We start from the raw sequence: 18053 nt of genomic DNA on the forward strand, positions 1-18053 counted from the left end.
TACTTAGAGAATATCCAAGTTTAATAAGAATAAAAACGGGAAATAAAAAACTAAGCCAACATAACAAATAAGTATAGGAGGATGAATATCTATGACACAAACAGTTTCTTATAACAATACTGGCGTTTCTGCATCTGAAGAGGAAAAGAACGGAAAACTAGTGAAAGGAATGGTTCTTGGGGCGGTTGTCGGAGGAGCGATAGCCATGCTGGATTCCACAACAAGGCACAAAGTGGTTTCCAATACGAAAAATGTGAAAGATTCAACAATGGATATGGTCGGCCAGGTCAAAAATGATCCATCTGGTGTAAAAAGTGATCTGCAGGATCGTATGAAATCTGCATCATCCGTTTTAAAGGAAGCCATTCACGATGCTCAAAATCTTTATGAGAAAGTAAATGGAGACATTGTCGGCCAAGTCAACCAGGTAAAAGATGAATCATCAGATATTCTTTCAACAGCTAAAGAAGCTACTTCTGATTTGAAAGATATCGGAGGGAAGGTAAAAGAAGCTGGTGAAGAAGTTATGGATGAAAATCATACTCAATCACGCAGCGGGACGAATAGTGGTTCAACCACTGCAAACTTTAACAGCACCAACGGAGCCTCAAACGACAGCAATAAAATTCCAGGTGAGCTTGGATAAAAAACCGGTTTTAACCGGTTTTTTATTTTGGGCTATTTTGCATACTTTCCTTTTCACTTACGTTTCGTATAATCGAAATGATGCCTCTGACAGCCAGAAACGTTAAATTTAAGGAGAGGAAGGTGAAACGCCAATTCCAGCCTTTTTTATACTCAACCAAATGGGTTTTTCGTTCCAGCCATTGTTCAACTACTGTCATTGGTATGCTGAAAAATAAAACTCTCAGCAATATGGTAGGAACAGGCTTCCCATAAGTGGCCTGGTTATAGTAAACACATGTAAGAGGAAATAAAAGATAATCAAAGATAAAACTGATGTCAAATGATTGAATTAATTTAACGGGGTAAGCGATATACTCCTTTTTTACCACGAATTTATCCAGAATGGATGAAATATATCCCTTCAGCAGAAAAATAATAACCCAATCTTTCAAAGGAGGTTTCCGGATTGCATTTAAAAAAGACAGTAATCCGGAAAAAAGCAGAAACGCCAATAATTTCTTTTCCTTTTTATTCTTCTTCACTTCTTCTCCTCCTAAAAGGTATCTCGGTTTCATTAAAAGTGACAAAGGGATTCATAGTATGAGAAAATTTAGTGGGAAGGCATTATATGAGTCAGATAACTATTAATTTTTACATTGGACAAGATTTTATACACAGGAAAGTTTGAGCATGAAAGGAAGTTGCGAATATGGGATTATTGGTTGACCTAAGCGGTGTCATCATTGGCATTGTCCTGCTATATGCAGCCTACAGAATGTATAAAAAGGGGAAAGAGCAATAAAACAAAAAGTCCTTAAAGCTTTTGGCTATTAAGGACTTTTTATATGTATAATGACTTTGATTTCAAAATTTGGCGGGACTGCCTGGGAATCGAACCCAGCGGAGACGGCACGCGCCTCCCAAGCGGTTTTGAAGACCGAGGCATGCACCAGCAACACAATCAGCCCCACATAATGAACAAGCTCTATTATGGGGTAGATTCCGTTTTTTTTCAAGTATCGCGATCTGGGCATTTTTATTCAGAAAAAAGGTACTATTTACAAGATTTAAACTTTAGAGAAATGGAGGAATATTCCTTTACCTTTCCCTCGTTCCCGTGATAAGATACATATCGGCTAAAACATGGAAAGCTTCCTTAAAAAGGGAGTAACATAGATGTTGCCAGTATTCTACTCAACAAGGGAATTCAGAAAGGATGGAGAACATGAAGAGATTATGGTGGTTAGGATTGGTTTTATTGTTAGCGGTTGCAGGCTGCTCTGACAACGGCGGTAATAACAACGCCGGAAATGGTGCAGAGGATACAGAAGCTACTGAGGAAACAGCTGATGCTTCCGGAGCAATGATGGACTTCTACTTGAACATGACAAGCACTCTTAACGGTATTGATAATGAGTTAAATGATTATGAAGCGGCAATGGGCGGGGAAGAAGCTCCGACTGCTGAAATGAAAACAGCAGCTGCAGAATCTGCTGCAGCTTCAAGCGAAGCAGTAAAAGGTCTTGAAGTATCAGGAGATCTTTCACAATATGAAGAAGAACTTGAAACATTCAAAACAACATTAGCTGAGTCATATGATATGAAGGCAGCAGAACTTGAAAAAGAGGAAGTTAACTTCGATGCTGCAAACGAAAAGTTTGCTGAAGCTGAGGAGCAAATCGCCGGCCTTCTTGAAGAAGCCGGGCTTGTAAAATCAAGCCTAACAAATGATATTAACGGCTAATTGAAATAGAACAAAAGGACTGTCTCCAATGCGGGACAGTCCTTTTGTTGTTAGAGCAGATTTTTGCGGGTGGACTTGGAAAAAGCCAAAGAAATAAACGAAAACAACCAATGCTTGTAAGCATTATAAACCCAACCTGCAGTATTATGCAGGTGACTGCCGAAGAAACCTCTAACCCAGATACAAATTTCACCTTGATTTCCAGGTGAGCCTGCCTTCCATCCTTTATCCACACAAAAAAACAGGTTTTGCAGATAAAGATTTATTATATATATATTTTTACTTACAAAACCCATCTGTTACAGCAGTTGTGAACAATTCTATTAAAAATGGATTACTGGTGTCGAGTTTGGCCTCTTTTCCCTATATAAAGAGTGAAAGGAGGTGACGCAGATGGCAACAGCCGATTTGAAAAGCATCAAGCTCAGAATGGTGTTTGATGAAGGTATGGATAGTGAAGGAAGACCGAAGTATTCCAACAAGACCTACAGCAATATCAATAATGCTTCGACACCGGACGAAATCCTTCAGGCAGGAGAAGCGCTGGCAGGACTGAGCGCAAAACCGCTTGTTCTGTTGGAGAAGAATGACAGCTATGATATTAACGGTTAATTGAACAGAAAATGATGAGGAAAGGAGGTAATGATGAATGGCCAGAACATTGGAATTGCAATTTACTACAAAGCTTGGAAAAATAGCACGTCTTTCCATCGGTGAACCAATAGAACCAGTCGATCCAGAGAATGTCAAACAGGTAATGGACACTCTGATTGCCACAAATGTTTTCCAAAGCAACAGCGGTCCTTTGGTAACTGCCGAGGGAGCAAGGGTCATTGAGCGTAATGTCACTGAGTACGAGGTGTAATCGTAATATAGGTGCCCTGCCGGCTTTGGCCAAAGGGCACCTTCTTTACCAGGGTTGAAGGAGGTGACTTGTAATGGATCAAGTGATTCCCTTTATCTCAGAAGTCGGTTTTCCGATTGTGGTGACAATGTATCTGCTTCACAGGATAGAGACAAAGCTTGAAGCAGTAATTTCTTCAATCAGGATGCTCCCTCAGGAGATGAAGAATCAATAACATAAGCGCTTAACTTTGGCGAGTGCCTGTCAGGTTAAGCGCTTTTTGGAGGAAACCTTCTGACAACGAACAAAAATCAACGTCCTCCCGTTAATTCATGCCAACCTTTAGAACGGTAACAACCTCGAGGTAATCTCTGATATAATACTTAGTAGAATACTTGTTCGAGAGGTGGAAAAGATGAAGTTTATACATACAGCCGACTGGCATTTGGGCAAGCTTGTCCATGGCATCTATATGACGGAACAGCAGCGGCAAGTCCTTAATCAGTTTGTCGATTTGGTAGAAGATGAGAAACCGGATGCGGTTGTGATTGCAGGGGACCTATACGACCGCTCCGTTCCGCCTACAGAAGCAGTTGAACTATTGGATGAGATTCTTTATAGGATCAATGTGGAACTGAAGACGCCGGTGGTCGCGATTTCCGGTAATCACGACAGTGCAGAGCGACTGTCATTTGGAACCTCTTGGTATCGCCAAAGCCGTTTGTTTCTAAAAGGGAAGCTTACCAACGATTTCACTCCAGTAAATATTGAAGGGGTAAATTTTCATTTAATACCCTATGCTGAACCAGGTGTTGTCAGGCAGCTCTTGCAGAATGATTCGATTCATTCCCATCATGATGCCATGAAGGCGCTGGTCGGTGAAATCGAAAGGAATATGGATCCGTCTGAGCCGCATGTGTTTGTGGGACATGCCTTTGTACTGGGAGGAAAGACGTCTGATTCCGAGCGGACATTATCAGTAGGGGGATCGGGTTGTGTAGGATCGGAATTGTTTGATCCATTCCATTATACAGCCTTGGGCCATTTGCACAGCCCAGATGCGATTAAGCATGATAAGGTCAAATATTCTGGTTCACTACTAAAATATTCTTTTTCAGAAGCTAAACAGCGCAAGGCGGTCTCCATTGTGGAAATTGATTCGAATGGCTGCGTGTCCCTTGAGGAAAAGACACTGACTCCTAAACAGGATATGCGTGAGATAGAAGGGCATTTAGAAGAACTGTTGGATCCGCAGTTTTTTCAAGAACAGAAAACAGATGATTTTCTGAAAGTGATTCTTCATGATCAGGGTTCGCTGATTGATCCAATCAATAAGCTGCGGCAGGTGTACCCGAATGTTCTGCATCTGGAAAGAAAAATGGAGCAGCGTGACTTAAGGGTGAAAGAAGATATTTCAACAACCAGGGACGATAAGAAAACAGAACTTGAACTGTTTGAACAGTTTTACAATGAAATGACCACCTCTGACTTTACAGAAGAAAAAAGGCAGATCATGATCAGTGTCATAGAGAAAGCGAAAAAGGAGGCTGAGAAGCAGTGAAACCACTAAAGCTAACCATGCAGGCATTCGGACCTTATCCTGCTGCCGAGACCATTGATTTTCAGCTTCTTGGAAACCGGACGATGTTTGTCATTTCAGGAAAAACAGGGTCAGGAAAAACCACCATTTTTGACGGCATCTCTTTTGCTATTTATGGGAAGGCTTCCGGCGAGGACAGAAACGGGAATGATCTTCGCAGCCAATTTGCCAGCGAGCATGACTTAACAGAGGTTTCATTGACCTTTTCTCTTCGCGGCAAGACCTATCATATTGTTCGTTCCCCACAGCAGGAAAAGAAGAAAGCCCGTGGAGAGGGATTCACAACAGTCACCGCAAAAGCCGAATTTTATAAGGTGGATAAAGACGGGGAAAAGCAGTTGTTAGCAGCGAATGTCCGTGATGTTGATGAGAAAATCAGAGAAATCATCCAGCTGGATGCGAATCAGTTCAGGCAGATCCTTATGATTCCTCAAGGGGAGTTCAGGAAGCTGTTGATTTCAGACAGCAAAGATAAGGAAGCGATCCTGCAAAGGCTTTTTCATACGGAATTATTCAAAATTGTACAAGACAAGCTGAAAGATGAGAGTGATCTCTTAAAGCGGGATGTTGAAAAAGCAGTGGAAAATCGGACGAGACAACTCCTTGGTATTCATCCGGAAGAGAATGAGGAATTAAGGGGATTGCTGCTTGAAGATGCTTTGAACGACCATATGATTTTAGACAGACTTGAGCAGCATATTGAGATGATGAAAGAAGACCTGGCTCAATTGAATCAGGCTTATGAAGGTAAGCAGAAAGACCGGGATCAGCTTCAAAAAGAGATTGTCCAGGCCCAAAAACTTGTAGAGCAATTTGAGAAAAGAAGGGTGCTCCGGGAGGAAAAGCGCTCACTTGAAAATAACAAAGATGAAATGGAACGCTTGAAAAAGGAAATCAAGAAAGCGTACCAAGCGGATAAACTGGTCAAGCAGGATGAATACTGCCATAGGCTGAATCGAGAATTAAAAGCTGTGGAACGTGAATTGGAAAAACTGCTTTCAGAACAAAAAGAGCTGATTGAAAAAGTGGATGTTGCCCAGGAAACATGGGAAAAGGAACAGGGGAGAGAAGGCGAAAGAAACGAAGCTGCAAGGAAGGTAAATACTCTCGAAGGCTTGAAGGATGATGTCTATAGCTTGGGTCAGCTTGAGGATGAAGTTGGGAAACTGGAGACCCGGCGGCTGGACTTACAAAAGGAAATCAGCCGAACAGTCGAAGAATTGAAAACAATAAGGACCCTTATAGAGACGGATGAAAAAAGAAAAGCCGATTTGGAAAATATACGGCTGATATCATTTGAAACAGAGAAAGCAGTTTCTCAAATGCAAATGGAGGAGAAACTGTTCATCGATTTGCAAAAGCGAATGAAAGAAAGTGAAAATATTGAGATTGTTCTTGCCAAACGAAAAGAGCAGCGTCAAAATGCTGAACAGGAAGTTGAGGATGCCCGCTCGACTTTAACTTGGCTCGAGGATACATGGAACAAAGCGCAAGCTGGAATACTTGCTTCTCAACTTGTTCAGGACGAGGCCTGCCCTGTGTGCGGTTCCTCCCATCACCCCAATGTTGCCCATCTCCAGGAAAACCTGCCAGACGAAAAAGATATCAAGGCGGCCAAAGCCATGGTGATGGAAAAGGAGAAAACGTTAAATGAAACAAGCAGAGCGTTCTATGAAATGGAAGCCAAATATGCAGCCGTCACCTCACAGAAACAAGAAGCTTTGGAAGAAGTCCGTACTTTGCACGAAGACGTTAAAGTGGAAAACATTGACTTGGAAGTGGGGTCATTAAGAAATAAGATCAGCGGCAAAAATCAGCAGTTGCTTGGTTTCAGGCAGGAATTGAACGGACTTAGTGCATTGATGAAGAAATTGGAAGAAAATAAAAGTACTCTTGCAAAATCGGAGAAACTCTTGGAAAAGCAAAAAAGTGATGAAGCTGGCCTTTCGGAAATGTTCCATGCAAAAAAGGGAGCTCTAGACAGTAGACAGTCTTCAATCCCAAACGAGATCCGTTCAAGGGAGAAATTCAACGCTGCATTAAGTGATGCACAAAAGGATCTTAACAGGTTAAGAGCATCCTATGAAAAGGCACAGGAATTTTATAATCAGCTGACAAAGGATGTCTCTGTCAACGAAGTACAGGTAAAAGATAAACAACAATCTGTCTCCAGGTTGAAAACAGAAATGGATGAGGAACGAAATAAGTTTCTTCGGATTTTAGAAGAGCAGGGGTTTGAAAATTACAAAGCCTTCCAGGAAGCGAAGAAAACAGAATCAGAAATCACTTCGATGGAGAAGATTGTCAGCAGTTACGGAGAAGAAGTCCGCTCGGTCCATGACAGGCTTGAAGAGCTGGAACATTCACTGAAAAATATTGAGGAACCGGATCTTGATAGACTTCAGCAATCCTTTGCAGAGATAAATGAAGAATTAAAAAAATTGAATGAAGAATGTAATACATTAAGAATGAGGAAAATGGAAAATGAAACTATATTGACGTCTGTCCGCACTCTTAATGAGCAGATGAAAGATCTTGAACAAAGGTACAGCATTGCAGGGCATCTATCAGAAATGGCTAGGGGACAAAATGCCCACCGGTTGACCTTTGAACGGTATATGCTTGCATCGTTCCTTGAGGATATTTTGTTGGTAGCTAATGACAGGCTGATGAAAATGACTTCAGGAAGGTACAGGCTGATCCGGAAGAAAGACCGGAGTAAAGGGAATGTACAAAGCGGTTTGGAGCTTCTCGTCTTCGACCAATACACCGGACAGGAGCGGCATGTTAAGACCCTTTCTGGAGGGGAGAGCTTTAAAGCCGCATTATCTCTGGCATTGGGGCTCGCTGATGTCGTTCAGCAATATGCGGGAGGCGTTTCCCTGGAGACCATGTTCATTGATGAGGGATTTGGGACTCTAGATCCGGAATCACTTGATCATGCAATAGAAGCCTTGATGGATATTCAGAACAGCGGGCGTCTGGTTGGGCTGATTTCACATGTTCCGGAACTGAAAGAGAGAATCGATGCACGCCTGGAAGTCATCTCTTCGCAGAATGGAAGTACTACCGAGTTTCACTTTTTGGCTTAGAATGGAAATTGAAAGGGATAAGGAGAAATCCTTATCCTTTTTTCACCTTCACGCTTTATGTTGGTGTTACTTTTTAATAAGATAGAGTTATCTTAGAGAATGGCAGGTGTTTTATGTGGAATTATTCTTTTTTGTAGTGATCATCCTTCTGGCCGCTGCAGTTTCTTTTATCTGGAGCTGGAAGCGTCTGCTAGACTTTAACAGTTATAAAAAGCCGTTCATCGAGGGGTCTATTTTTAATTTTATCGTCCTGCTGCTGGGATCTATCTGGTGGTTGGTCACAACGGAAACTCCAAAGGAACAGTTGACCGGACTTTTTTATTTCCTGGTCTCCTTCCTTGTGATCATGGTATTGAACGGGGTGATTTTGGCTTTCCTATTCTCTAAGCGAAAGGATGCTTCTTCATGAATAAAATTGGAATCGATGCTGGCGGGACTCTAACGAAGGTGACCTATCATGAAAAAGGAACAAGGCATTATAAGATATTCCCATCTGGTGATCTTGCAGGTTTTGGCCAGTGGATCCAATGGCTGTCGCCTTCCTCCGAGTATTATGTTACCGGAGGGAAAGCATGGGCAATCCAGAAGATTCTAAGGAATGCCACTACGATACCTGAATTTGAGGCAGTGTGTAAGGGTTCTGCTTTTCTTTTATCAGAAGAGTACCAGATGAAAAGACCGTTCATCCTGGCTAATATCGGGACTGGCACTTCTTTCTTTTTTGTAGATCAGGAACAAAGCGAATACCGTCGCCTTTTAGGAACTGGCATGGGCGGCGGCACCATTCTGGGCCTTGGAAAAATCTTATCAGGAAAAGATTCGTTTAGTGAAATCATTTCCCTTGCTGAGACTGGAAACCGAGAGAAAGTAGACTTGCTGGTCAGGGATTTATATGAAAATGAAGAACCTCCGATCCCGGGCCATCTGACTGCTGGAAATTTTGCAGGTCAAATGTCAGGCGATGAAACACCAAATGACTCACTGCGATCGGTAATAAATATGGTTGCTGAAAACACTGTCCTACTGGCTTGGCGTGCCGCCGAGACCGAGGGTGCAAAGACAATCGTGTTTACTGGTGGAGGTTTGTCTGGAAATCCTTTATTAAGGGCGGATCTTTCCCAGTTTCAGGATTTTATGGGTTACGAGCCCGTTTTCTTAACCAATGGAGCTTTTGCGGGAGCAATTGGCTGCATTCTGAATAGCTGAACGTTCCTTTCACAAAATAGTCAAGTATAATTTTCTGAACGGATTGTATTCATTCTGTGATTCCTCTAACATAGAGAATGAATTAATATGCAAAGTGTGTGGAGGGATTCCTTTTGGTGAAAAATTTAAAGATGCCGGCTTTGTTATTGGCAGCTGTACTCATATTGGCAGCGTGTGGAAACGGCGGTTTCAAAGCGGATCATAATTGGGAAGTTCAGGATTTCAGTTATACCAATCAAAATAATGAAAAAGTAAGCTTGAAAGATTTGAAGGGCGAAGTGTGGCTGGCGGATTTCATTTTTACTAATTGTGAAACGGTTTGTCCTCCCATGACGTACAATATGACTACTCTTCAAAAAAAGTTGAAAGAAAAGGGGATTGAAGATTACCGCATTGTCTCCTTCAGTGTCGATCCGGAAGTGGATACACCTGAAGCTTTATCTGAATACATCAGCAAGTATGAAGCGGATACCAGCAAGTGGGATCTATTAACAGGGTACACCCAGGAACATATCTCGAAATTTGCAGAAAAGTCTTTTAAGTCCCTTGTGGCTGATGATCCAAATACAGATCAAGTCGTCCACCAGACAAGCTTTTATCTTGTCAACCAGGAGGGTGAGACAGTAAAAAGCTACAGTGGATACCAAGAGGTGCCATATGACCAGATCGCGCTTGATATTAAAGCATTGATAAAAGAAGGAAAATAAATCACGAAAGGACTGCCGGATATATAGGCAGTCTTTTTTTCGCTGGAAATCCTTTATTGAATTAACGCACTGAGGGACAGTCCCCTGTTACGTTAACGTAACAGGGGACTGTCCCTCTATCACCGGCCTGGGGGATACGTGATCTGGCAGGGTGGGTACTGAAGGTTGGGAGCATGGAAGGACATCTTCTTCATAAAGTAGCAGGCTTCGGGAAAATGGTGAAAGAGAAATCTCCTGGTTGATTGGTTGACAAGGGATGTTTCATTGTATTTTTCAAGCGTATATCCCATAAGTTTATTGAAGGCTACCACTGACTCCCCGACTTCATGGGCAAACCGGATTTGAACGGGTGAATTGGCAGGAAGGAACCGTAAATAGCCTTCGATTGCATTGTTTTTGACGATATACTCAGAGAATTTAAACTTCAGTCCCTCTGCCTGCCTGATGATATCGAACTCTATACCGTCGACTACCCTGATCAAGAGAGCGGCATGGCCAAGCTGGTCTTCCAGCCATAAAGATAAGAGGTTAACGAGAGAAAGCGGCGGGGCTTCCTGTCCCTGTATATTATATTGAAGTATTCTCAGGTATTCTGCATTTTCGTTTAGTGTTCCATTAAAGTATGTCGGTGTGAGATTGATATTAATTTCGTTCCTTAATCTCATACTTAAGATATTGCCTTCAAATAAATAATATTTTCCAGCAGTCTGATAAGCAAAGCCTGCTAACTCAACCATTTCAGCTGAAGAATAATCCGCATTTTTTGAAATGGAATACAGCCGCTGTAAGACTGCTTCAAAGCTTCTGATGAACATATCCGCTTCCGAAACAAATGTTGTTTCTGACGGAGATAAATAGTCTCTAACAAAATAGGCATGATCCTGAAGCATATTCAGCCAGAATTGATGTTCTTCCCAAAGGGAAATCGGTTGTTCAGGCATCTTCATCCTCCGCTCTTTAAATCCTTTATTAAAAAGTTATTAGTCTTAGCCCTGTGATATTCATCATTAGTGAAAAATAGAGTTCCAAAGTTTGAGAAAAAGAATGAAAGAGAGGTATACAGAGGCGGGAGAAAATGAATTACAGGAATAAAGTAACGAAAGGCAAATTGATTTGAGAGAAAAGACTGTAGTACGAAAATATATCCTTTTAACGAGGGAGTATAGTTTGAAGGTTCCCAGTTCGGAATGAAACGGACCTCCAGGTCGAAGATGTAGGCCTTGCCGTGGTATCAGTAGGAGGGAAAGTATCGTTAGTCAGAGTTTTTTAAATCCTGAAGCGGCACGTTTCGACTAAGAATCCATCGGTGCTGTGGTTGGAAAATGGTTCGGGCAGAGTCCATAGAAATGAGCTGCTTCCCAGCACAAATACTCCAAATTTAAGTGCCGATATTTCAAAAACAAAAATGCCGGCTAGCCATATTTTAAGAAGGTCGCATCCAAGAAAAAGTAAAACAGAATGTGGTATTATTACGAAGTATATATAAAACGCATATGAAGCCGGTAGCCTTCCATAGTATCAGAAAGGATGAGGGAAAACAGTGAAAGAAAAGACAACAAAACGACTATTTCTTTTTGATATAGTATTTACAATCTTTATTTTGGTATGGGCCATCAAAACCTTTATGGAAGGAGATTTGAAAAAGGGACTGATATTCTCTGCGCTGCTTTTGATCATGGGTGGCGTCCTTATTTACAATAGAAGGAAACATTAAAGATTACTTGGAACAATGAAAGAAGGTGCGGAAATGGCGAAAAGGTATTTTACAGTCGGGATGGCAGGTCATATCGATCATGGAAAAACCGCTCTAGTAAAAGCGTTAACCAACAAGGAAACGGATCGTTTAAAGGAAGAAAGAGAAAGGGGGATTTCCATTGAGCTCGGATTTGCTCCTTTACTGGAGACGGAGGATATGGAAATCGCCGTGGTGGATGTCCCGGGGCACGAAAAGTTTATCAGACAGATGATTGCCGGTGTGGCCGGCATTGATTTGGTCATCCTGGTTGTGGCTGCAGACGAAGGGGTTATGCCTCAGACCAGAGAACATCTCGAAATTCTTTCTTTTCTCGGAGTCGACCAAGGCATCGTGGTGTTGAGCAAGATAGATAAAGTGGATGAGGATTTACATAGCCTCGCTCGTGAGGAAATTAAAGAGGAGTTGCAGGGAACGGTATTTGAAGGGTCTCCTGTCCTACTGGCAGACAGCTTATCTGGGAAGGGGGTTGCAGAGGTAAAGGAATCGATACTTCAGTTCCTTGAAGAAGTTCCGTCAAGGAGTATTACCGGTGATTTCCGGATGCCGATAGACCAGGTATTTACAGTTAAGGGGCAAGGGACTGTTGTAAGGGGGACAGTTTATGAGGGGAGCGTCAAAGACGGTGAGTCCCTAATGCTTCTGCCTTCAGGAAAAGAAACAAAAGCAAGGCAGATTCAAGTCCATCATAAACCGGCTTCGGAAGCATTCGGGGGTCAAAGGACAGCGATCAACCTTTCAGGCTTATCAAAAGATGAAGCGGTACGGGGAGATGTGCTGGTGAAATCGGAGTTCTTCACGGTCACCGACACTATTGATGTTAGTATAAAAATGGTGGCGGACCTTGAGCATCCTGTGAAACAGAGAATGCCTGTTAAATTGCATACAGGAACTTCGGAAACAATGGGTAAGATCATCTTTTTTGACCGCAATGAAGTCGAAATGGAGCAAGAGGATATCCTCTGTCAAATAAGGCTCGATGAGAATGTGGTGGTGAAACGAAATGACCGCTTCATTCTTAGGAGGCCAACACCTGCTGAGACAATAGGCGGGGGTTTCATCATTGACCCAAATGGGGGCAGGTATAAATTTGGACAAGATACAATTCATTTTTTATATCAGAAAATGAATGGAACGCCTTTGCAGCGGGTTGAAGATGCAATTTTAAAGCATAAAGTATTGAGCAGAAGCCAGCTTTTGCAAGAAGCCTCTTTATCTTCAGGTGCTCTTGAAGAGCTGATGGGAACTGAAAGTCTTCTGATACTGCCAAATGGAGAGGTTACGTCCATACCCGTGTTAACTAATTTGGAACAGTTGATTGAGGGAGAACTGAGAGAATTTCATAAAAAATTCCCGCTGAAATCAGGCTATGACAAGGCACAGTTGTTTCAGCTTTATAAAAGCCTTTTTTCAGAAACGCTATTGAATCATTTGGTTAAACAAAATCTGAAGTCGGAAAAATGGGTCCAAAAAGGACATTTCCTTTCCCTGGCAGAATTTACCCCAGCTGTCCCTGAACATTGGAAAAAAAGGTCGGATCAAGTGCTGGAAGCGCTGAAAAACGATGGGATGACGCCTGAAGACATAGCTGTATACGTAAAGAAAGCGGGGATTCCTGCCGATATGCAGCCGGGCTTATTTCAATTTTATCGCGAGCAGGAGAAGGTCATCTTTATCGATGACAGCATTGCTTTCCAAAAGGAAATTTTTGACCAGGCAGTCCAATTATTGAAGGACGGGACAGATGAAGAATTTACGTTGCCTGAGGCAAAGGATATCCTTGGATTATCGAGGAAATATTTGATCCCGCTTCTAGAGTCGCTGGATACTCTTGGACTTACCATCAGAATTGATAATAAGAGAAAATGGAGATCCTCAGCCGCACAGTAAGCAAGGTTTAGGAATAGGGTACGATAGAACTCAATTTAGGAGTGAGAACATGTATCCTGTATATCCTTACTACGCTTATAAAAAGAAATATGAAACAGTGCCTGTTCCATTTCCGCCGCAGCATCAACCGCAACAGCCGGGCTTGGAATATTTGATGGATCCAAGGCCCATATCCGAGGATCCTGCATACCGGGGCAGCAAAAAGCTGGAAGGTAAAATAGCCATCATTACAGGTGGTGACAGCGGGATTGGCCGTGCTGCTGCTTATGCAATGGCAAAGGAAGGTGCGGACATAGCCATTGTGTATTTAAATGAGCATAGAGATGCAGATGAGACAAGGAGAAGGATTGAAGAGATTGGCAGCAGGTGCTTATCAATCAGCGGCGATTTAAGATATCCGCAAACATCTAAGGCAGCAGTAGAGGAGACATTGCGGGTATTCGGGAGAGTTGATATTGTAGTGAATAACTGTGCAGTACAGTTTCCGCAGGAGAGTATTTTGGATATTTCAGATGAACAGCTTGAAAATACATTCAGAACTAACATCTTTTCCTTTTTTTACATGACGAAAGCAGCACTTCCGCATCTCCAGAGAGGAAGCTCCATCATCAATACAGCTTCCATTACAGCTTATCGGGGCAATAAAGACCTGGTCGATTATTCAGCGACAAAGGGGGCGATTGTTACGTTTACAAGATCTTTGTCTAAGCAGTTGATTGATAAAGGCATCAGAGTGAATGGTATAGCTCCGGGTCCGATATGGACACCGCTGATCCCTTCAAGTTTTTCAGCAGAGAAGACGTCATCTTTTGGCCTGGATGTTCCAATGAAACGCGCCGGCCAGCCTTTTGAACTTGCTCCGTCTTTTGTTTATTTAGCGTCGGATGATTCACGGTATGTTTCTGGCCAGATGCTTCATATTAACGGCGGTGCCATGGTAGAATCATAGATATGCTGGGCGTTCATCCGCCCTTATTACATATGTGCAGGTGATAAAATGAATTGGAAAGACTACGAGACGCAGCTTTACACCATGGTGATGATTGAGAAAGGGGACGAGTTATTATTCGTTGAAAGACCTTCTGAAAAAGGATTTCCCGGTTATATTGCTCCGGGTGGAAAAGTTGATTTTCCCGAAAGCCCCGCTCATGGAGCAGAAAGGGAAGTGAAGGAAGAGACCGGTTTGACGGTTAAGAATATGAAATTTAAGGGAATCGATGAGTTTGTCATTCCTGATAAAAAATACCGCTATGTAGTCTATAATTATCTGGCCACAGAGACAAGCGGAGAGCTGTTGGAAAATCCTCCTGAAGGAAAGTTGAAGTGGGTTAACCGTCATACAGCCATGGAGATGCCGATGCAGCCGTGGTTCAAGCGGAGACTACCATACTTTTTCAAAGAAGGTGTGTTTGAAATTCATTCTAAGTGGGACGGAAATGACCGGCATGATGCCGTAGTGACGATAAGGGAATTATAAAAAAAGCCTGCAGCATCTCGATCGGAGATACGCAGGCTCTCTTATGGCCAGCATTAGATTTTCACTTCAATTGAAGCATCCTTCTTCAATCTCTCTACTTCAGCAGTCAAAACTTCTTGCGTTTTCTGTTGTTCCAATTGCTGTTTGATCCGGTCTTTAATTTCTTCATATTCAGGTACCTTGGCCTCTGCTTCTTCAGAACTGCTGCTCTGTTCAGCAAATTTATCATAATAGGCTTTGACATCTTCTTCTTTCACTTCTTCAATTGTCAGTTCTTTATCAACAAACGCTGTATATTTAATATTATTGGCAATTTCACCTTTAAGTTCATCCACTGAAAGACCGCTGCTCTTCAGGGTTTCCTCAAATTGTGCCTCGTCTTCATAATTAGCCTTTATCGTATCCAGTTCTTTTTGTATTTCCTCATCTGTTGCTTTATAACCCTTTTTGTCAGCTTCCTGAAGAAGCAGTGTCTGGCCGATAAGGCTGTCGATGGTACTTTCTTTTAATTGAGCAGCAACCTCATCAGAAGTTGGGTCTTGTCCCATTTGCTGGTACCTCATTTGAGAGTCGCTAAGAAGCGCATTGTAGGCGTCTCCCTTGATATCCTCATCATTGACGACAGCGACTGTAGCCTTTTCATCAACGTGTTGTTTTTCCATTTTCTTCTGCATTTCTTCCATTTGCGCTGTTTGTTCTTCAGTTTGTTCAGTTTGTTCCTGTTTTGAATCTTCTTTGTCAGCTTCTTTGCTGTTTTCACTGTTATCTCCGCAAGCTGCCAATCCTATTGAAATTATGCCCGCAAGCATGGCTAATGTCCATTTCGATTTCATGTGATAACCCTCTTTCTTAAAGATTGAATTATTAAATGATGCGTCTCTCTTGGAAGATAAAGAGGAGGCATGTATAAAATAACCTAGTGGAAGTGTATAACATTCCCGAGTAAAAGGAAAGCTATAACAGTCAATTTAACAAGATTGAAACATATTTTATAGGAAGGAGAAAGCCAATCATGTCAAATGGGCTTACGGTAATGCTGAATAACCAGCTTTCAAACTGGAATATTCTTTACACGAAACTGCATAACTATCACTGGTATGTTACAGGTACCGATTTCTTCACTCTTCATACGAAATTCGAGGAATACTATACAGAAGCGGGACAATACATAGATGATATTGCCGAACGAATTCTCACATTAAAAGGAAAGCCGGTAGCGACATTAAAGAAGTATCTGGAAACAGCCACAATCGAAGAAGCTTCATGCCAGGAAGACGCAAAGGAAATGGTGTCAATCCTTGTGAAGGATTTTGAACAGGTTATAAAGGAATCGAAAAAACTGATAGAAACCGCCGAAGATCTACATGATCAACCGACTGCAGATATGTTCATTGGTATCAAATCCTCACTTGAACAGCATGTCTGGATGCTGACGGCATATAATGCATAAAAAACCCCCTGGACTTTTACGTCCAAGGGGTTTTTTCATTCATTGTCAGGGTTGTTGGATAATGAAGAGCAATATTCTTTCACCATATCAACGGTAACATATTTACGTTCTGGAACAATCCCGAGTTTTGCCTCATCATTGATCTTTTTGGTGATTTCATTTATTTTATCTGTCGAAAAAGTTTCTCCTTTCAGGCAGAAACTTACAGCTTCCTCAATGTAGTATTCTCTTTGTTGATCAAGCATAATGAATTCTTTCGCAATGGCATTTTGCTTATTTGAATGCTCTGTTATCGCTTTATGTACACTCATTTCCCATTCACTCCAATCAGAAGTACTTTATAATCACTATTTATTATGCGCAATTCCCTTCCGCATCGCAACTAATTTAAAGAAAAAGCAATTTCCTTTAAGTTTATCTTGATTGCAAAACCATTTTCAATGAAAATAGTAATCGATGGTTTAAAGTGAAAGTATATATTTTAATAGAATTTGAAAAGTATGAAGTTTAGAAAGTAGGCTGACATTATGATACAGCTTTGGAGACAGTTCAGTTGGGTCATACCTATCCTGGCATTAGTGACGGCATCGCTTGTTACGTTTGTTTATATATGGAAAAATCATAAAGGGAAAGGGCAGGCAAGATGGGCTGATCTGATCCCGGTGTTGTTTACCCTCATTTCCACAGGCGGAATTTTTCTTATCACATTGTCTCCCCTTATACCAGGTGTTGCCCTTGAAGGCGGAACCAATTTCCGACCCTTTGATAACCTGAGGCTGAACCTGGTGTATCGTACTCATCTGGATGTACCGATCAGAAACCTAACCGCAAACATTGTACTGTTTATTCCATTCGGATTTTTTTATGCCTGGTGGATAAGGAACCGAAAATGGGTTATTCTCAAAAGTACTGTTTCTGGGAGTGTTCTTTCTCTAATAGTCGAGGTAACTCAGTATTTCCTTCCCCTGGGAAGATCCACGGATATTGATGACTGGATGATGAACACAATTGGCGCTTTGTTAGGCGGAATCCTTTTCCTTCTATTTAGTAAAGCGTGTAAAAAGTATCTAAAAACCAAGAAAAGCAGTGATTAAATATTGAGGTTACTTCCAGGGAGATAAGGGAACAGCCTATATGTACCCTTTATGAAGAGGAGGTATCTCGATGAGTCGTTATTACAAAAATTCTGAGTCCAAAAATGCCAACGAAAAACTGAACGAGGAATTAGAGATCCAGGATGATTCAAATCCCAATTATAGCCAAACAGAAAAGGCCAATAAGGAAATAATGGACCGTTTAGAGAGTGGTGAACCATCAAAGGGAGTGGATCCAGATCACTACTTCGCCAACATTGAAAACTCCCATGTGACAAAAGGAAAAAATAAGAAGAGAGAATGAAAGAGCATGTAAATCATGCTCTCAGACCGTTGACAAACCCTACTACAACCTTTTGATTAACCCGTTCAGTACAGAGGGAAAACCAATAAATGGAAAGGTAATTTGCGGTACAATTTGCATAGCATTTTGTATCGGCATACCAATGGTTTTGAAGTTTTTTCGCTTATTGCTGCATACTGATTTGCAGGCCAATTTGCACTACCGCATATATGTATGTGGTGTTGCAAACTGGTCTGCATTTTATGTTACAAATTTGTCCGCGGAT

21 protein-coding genes and 1 tRNA gene are annotated in these 18053 nt (G+C 41.8%); 17 read left to right on the plus strand and 5 right to left on the minus strand.

Annotation, left to right across the window (positions count from 1 at the left end):
- Positions 1-91: 91 nt before the first annotated feature.
- Entirely contained in the window at positions 92-646 is a 555-nt protein-coding gene (locus AC4E8A_RS08955) for a YtxH domain-containing protein (RefSeq protein WP_490198084.1), read from the plus strand.
- 22 nt (positions 647-668) lie between these two features.
- Here AC4E8A_RS08955 and AC4E8A_RS08960 read toward each other — a convergent pair whose 3' ends face one another.
- The gene (locus AC4E8A_RS08960) at positions 669-1169 is read right to left on the minus strand and encodes a CBO0543 family protein (RefSeq protein ID WP_490198085.1); all 501 of its coding nucleotides are present in this window, start codon (positions 1167-1169) and stop codon (positions 669-671) included.
- A gap of 330 nt (positions 1170-1499) precedes the next feature.
- Positions 1500-1596: transfer RNA gene (locus AC4E8A_RS08965), tRNA-Sec, on the minus strand.
- A gap of 256 nt (positions 1597-1852) precedes the next feature.
- Here AC4E8A_RS08965 and AC4E8A_RS08970 point away from each other — a divergent pair.
- The 9 genes from AC4E8A_RS08970 to AC4E8A_RS09010 all read left to right on the plus strand — a co-directional run bounded on the left by AC4E8A_RS08970 (position 1853) and on the right by AC4E8A_RS09010 (position 9820).
- Positions 1853-2371: a hypothetical protein gene (locus AC4E8A_RS08970; protein ID WP_490198086.1), complete on the plus strand. Its 519-nt coding sequence runs from the start codon at positions 1853-1855 to the stop codon at positions 2369-2371.
- A gap of 393 nt (positions 2372-2764) precedes the next feature.
- The gene (locus AC4E8A_RS08975; protein ID WP_490198087.1) at positions 2765-2983 is read left to right on the plus strand and encodes a DUF1659 domain-containing protein; all 219 of its coding nucleotides are present in this window, start codon (positions 2765-2767) and stop codon (positions 2981-2983) included.
- A 37-nt stretch (positions 2984-3020) separates the two neighbouring features.
- On the plus strand, positions 3021-3236 hold the full coding sequence (locus AC4E8A_RS08980; RefSeq protein WP_490198088.1) for a DUF2922 domain-containing protein: 216 nt from the start codon (positions 3021-3023) through the stop codon (positions 3234-3236).
- Between the two features lie 73 nt (positions 3237-3309).
- On the plus strand, positions 3310-3450 hold the full coding sequence (locus AC4E8A_RS08985) for a YvrJ family protein (RefSeq protein WP_490198089.1): 141 nt from the start codon (positions 3310-3312) through the stop codon (positions 3448-3450).
- A 180-nt stretch (positions 3451-3630) separates the two neighbouring features.
- The gene (locus AC4E8A_RS08990; RefSeq protein WP_490198090.1) at positions 3631-4776 is read left to right on the plus strand and encodes an exonuclease SbcCD subunit D; all 1146 of its coding nucleotides are present in this window, start codon (positions 3631-3633) and stop codon (positions 4774-4776) included.
- The gene (locus AC4E8A_RS08995) at positions 4773-7907 is read left to right on the plus strand and encodes an AAA family ATPase (RefSeq protein WP_490198091.1); all 3135 of its coding nucleotides are present in this window, start codon (positions 4773-4775) and stop codon (positions 7905-7907) included. The genes AC4E8A_RS08990 and AC4E8A_RS08995 overlap by 4 nt, the downstream gene beginning before the upstream one ends.
- A 115-nt stretch (positions 7908-8022) precedes the next feature.
- Positions 8023-8316 (plus strand): hypothetical protein, encoded by a 294-nt coding sequence (locus AC4E8A_RS09000; RefSeq protein ID WP_490198092.1) that lies wholly within the window; start codon positions 8023-8025, stop codon positions 8314-8316.
- Positions 8313-9113: a type II pantothenate kinase gene (locus AC4E8A_RS09005; RefSeq protein ID WP_490198093.1), complete on the plus strand. Its 801-nt coding sequence runs from the start codon at positions 8313-8315 to the stop codon at positions 9111-9113. The genes AC4E8A_RS09000 and AC4E8A_RS09005 overlap by 4 nt, the downstream gene beginning before the upstream one ends.
- A gap of 131 nt (positions 9114-9244) precedes the next feature.
- Positions 9245-9820: an SCO family protein gene (locus AC4E8A_RS09010; protein WP_490198813.1), complete on the plus strand. Its 576-nt coding sequence runs from the start codon at positions 9245-9247 to the stop codon at positions 9818-9820.
- A 119-nt stretch (positions 9821-9939) separates the two neighbouring features.
- On the opposite strand, the gene AC4E8A_RS09015 is transcribed toward AC4E8A_RS09010, so the two are convergent.
- Positions 9940-10761, minus strand: a complete 822-nt coding sequence (locus AC4E8A_RS09015; protein WP_490198094.1) for a DUF2935 domain-containing protein — start codon at positions 10759-10761, stop codon at positions 9940-9942.
- A gap of 599 nt (positions 10762-11360) precedes the next feature.
- Between AC4E8A_RS09015 and AC4E8A_RS09020 the strand changes: the two genes are divergently transcribed.
- The 4 genes from AC4E8A_RS09020 to AC4E8A_RS09035 are packed head-to-tail and all read left to right on the plus strand — an operon-like array spanning position 11361 to position 14940.
- Positions 11361-11534, plus strand: coding sequence for a hypothetical protein (locus AC4E8A_RS09020; RefSeq protein ID WP_490198095.1), 174 nt, complete (start codon positions 11361-11363; stop codon positions 11532-11534).
- A gap of 33 nt (positions 11535-11567) precedes the next feature.
- Entirely contained in the window at positions 11568-13463 is a 1896-nt protein-coding gene (gene selB, locus AC4E8A_RS09025) for a selenocysteine-specific translation elongation factor (protein WP_490198097.1), read from the plus strand.
- 49 nt (positions 13464-13512) lie between these two features.
- A complete protein-coding gene (locus tag AC4E8A_RS09030) occupies positions 13513-14412 on the plus strand; it encodes an SDR family oxidoreductase (RefSeq protein ID WP_490198098.1) in 900 nt (299 codons plus the stop codon).
- Positions 14413-14460: 48 nt separating this feature from the next.
- Positions 14461-14940, plus strand: a complete 480-nt coding sequence (locus AC4E8A_RS09035; protein WP_490198099.1) for an 8-oxo-dGTP diphosphatase — start codon at positions 14461-14463, stop codon at positions 14938-14940.
- Between the two features lie 53 nt (positions 14941-14993).
- On the opposite strand, the gene AC4E8A_RS09040 is transcribed toward AC4E8A_RS09035, so the two are convergent.
- The gene (locus AC4E8A_RS09040) at positions 14994-15773 is read right to left on the minus strand and encodes a SurA N-terminal domain-containing protein (RefSeq protein ID WP_490198100.1); all 780 of its coding nucleotides are present in this window, start codon (positions 15771-15773) and stop codon (positions 14994-14996) included.
- Positions 15774-15952: 179 nt separating this feature from the next.
- On the opposite strand from AC4E8A_RS09040, the gene AC4E8A_RS09045 reads away from it, so the two are divergent.
- Positions 15953-16390, plus strand: a complete 438-nt coding sequence (locus tag AC4E8A_RS09045; RefSeq protein WP_490198101.1) for a Dps family protein — start codon at positions 15953-15955, stop codon at positions 16388-16390.
- A gap of 35 nt (positions 16391-16425) precedes the next feature.
- Here the strand turns inward: AC4E8A_RS09045 and AC4E8A_RS09050 are convergent, their stop codons facing one another.
- Complete coding sequence (locus tag AC4E8A_RS09050) at positions 16426-16701, minus strand: YpbS family protein (protein ID WP_490198102.1); 276 nt, start codon at positions 16699-16701, stop codon at positions 16426-16428.
- A 216-nt stretch (positions 16702-16917) separates the two neighbouring features.
- Between AC4E8A_RS09050 and AC4E8A_RS09055 the strand changes: the two genes are divergently transcribed.
- Complete coding sequence (locus AC4E8A_RS09055) at positions 16918-17484, plus strand: VanZ family protein (RefSeq protein ID WP_490198103.1); 567 nt, start codon at positions 16918-16920, stop codon at positions 17482-17484.
- A gap of 70 nt (positions 17485-17554) precedes the next feature.
- Complete coding sequence (locus AC4E8A_RS09060; protein ID WP_490198105.1) at positions 17555-17788, plus strand: hypothetical protein; 234 nt, start codon at positions 17555-17557, stop codon at positions 17786-17788.
- The last annotated feature ends 265 nt before the right edge of the window (positions 17789-18053 follow it).

It is taken from the genome of Bacillus sp. SRL337, from assembly GCF_984799155.1.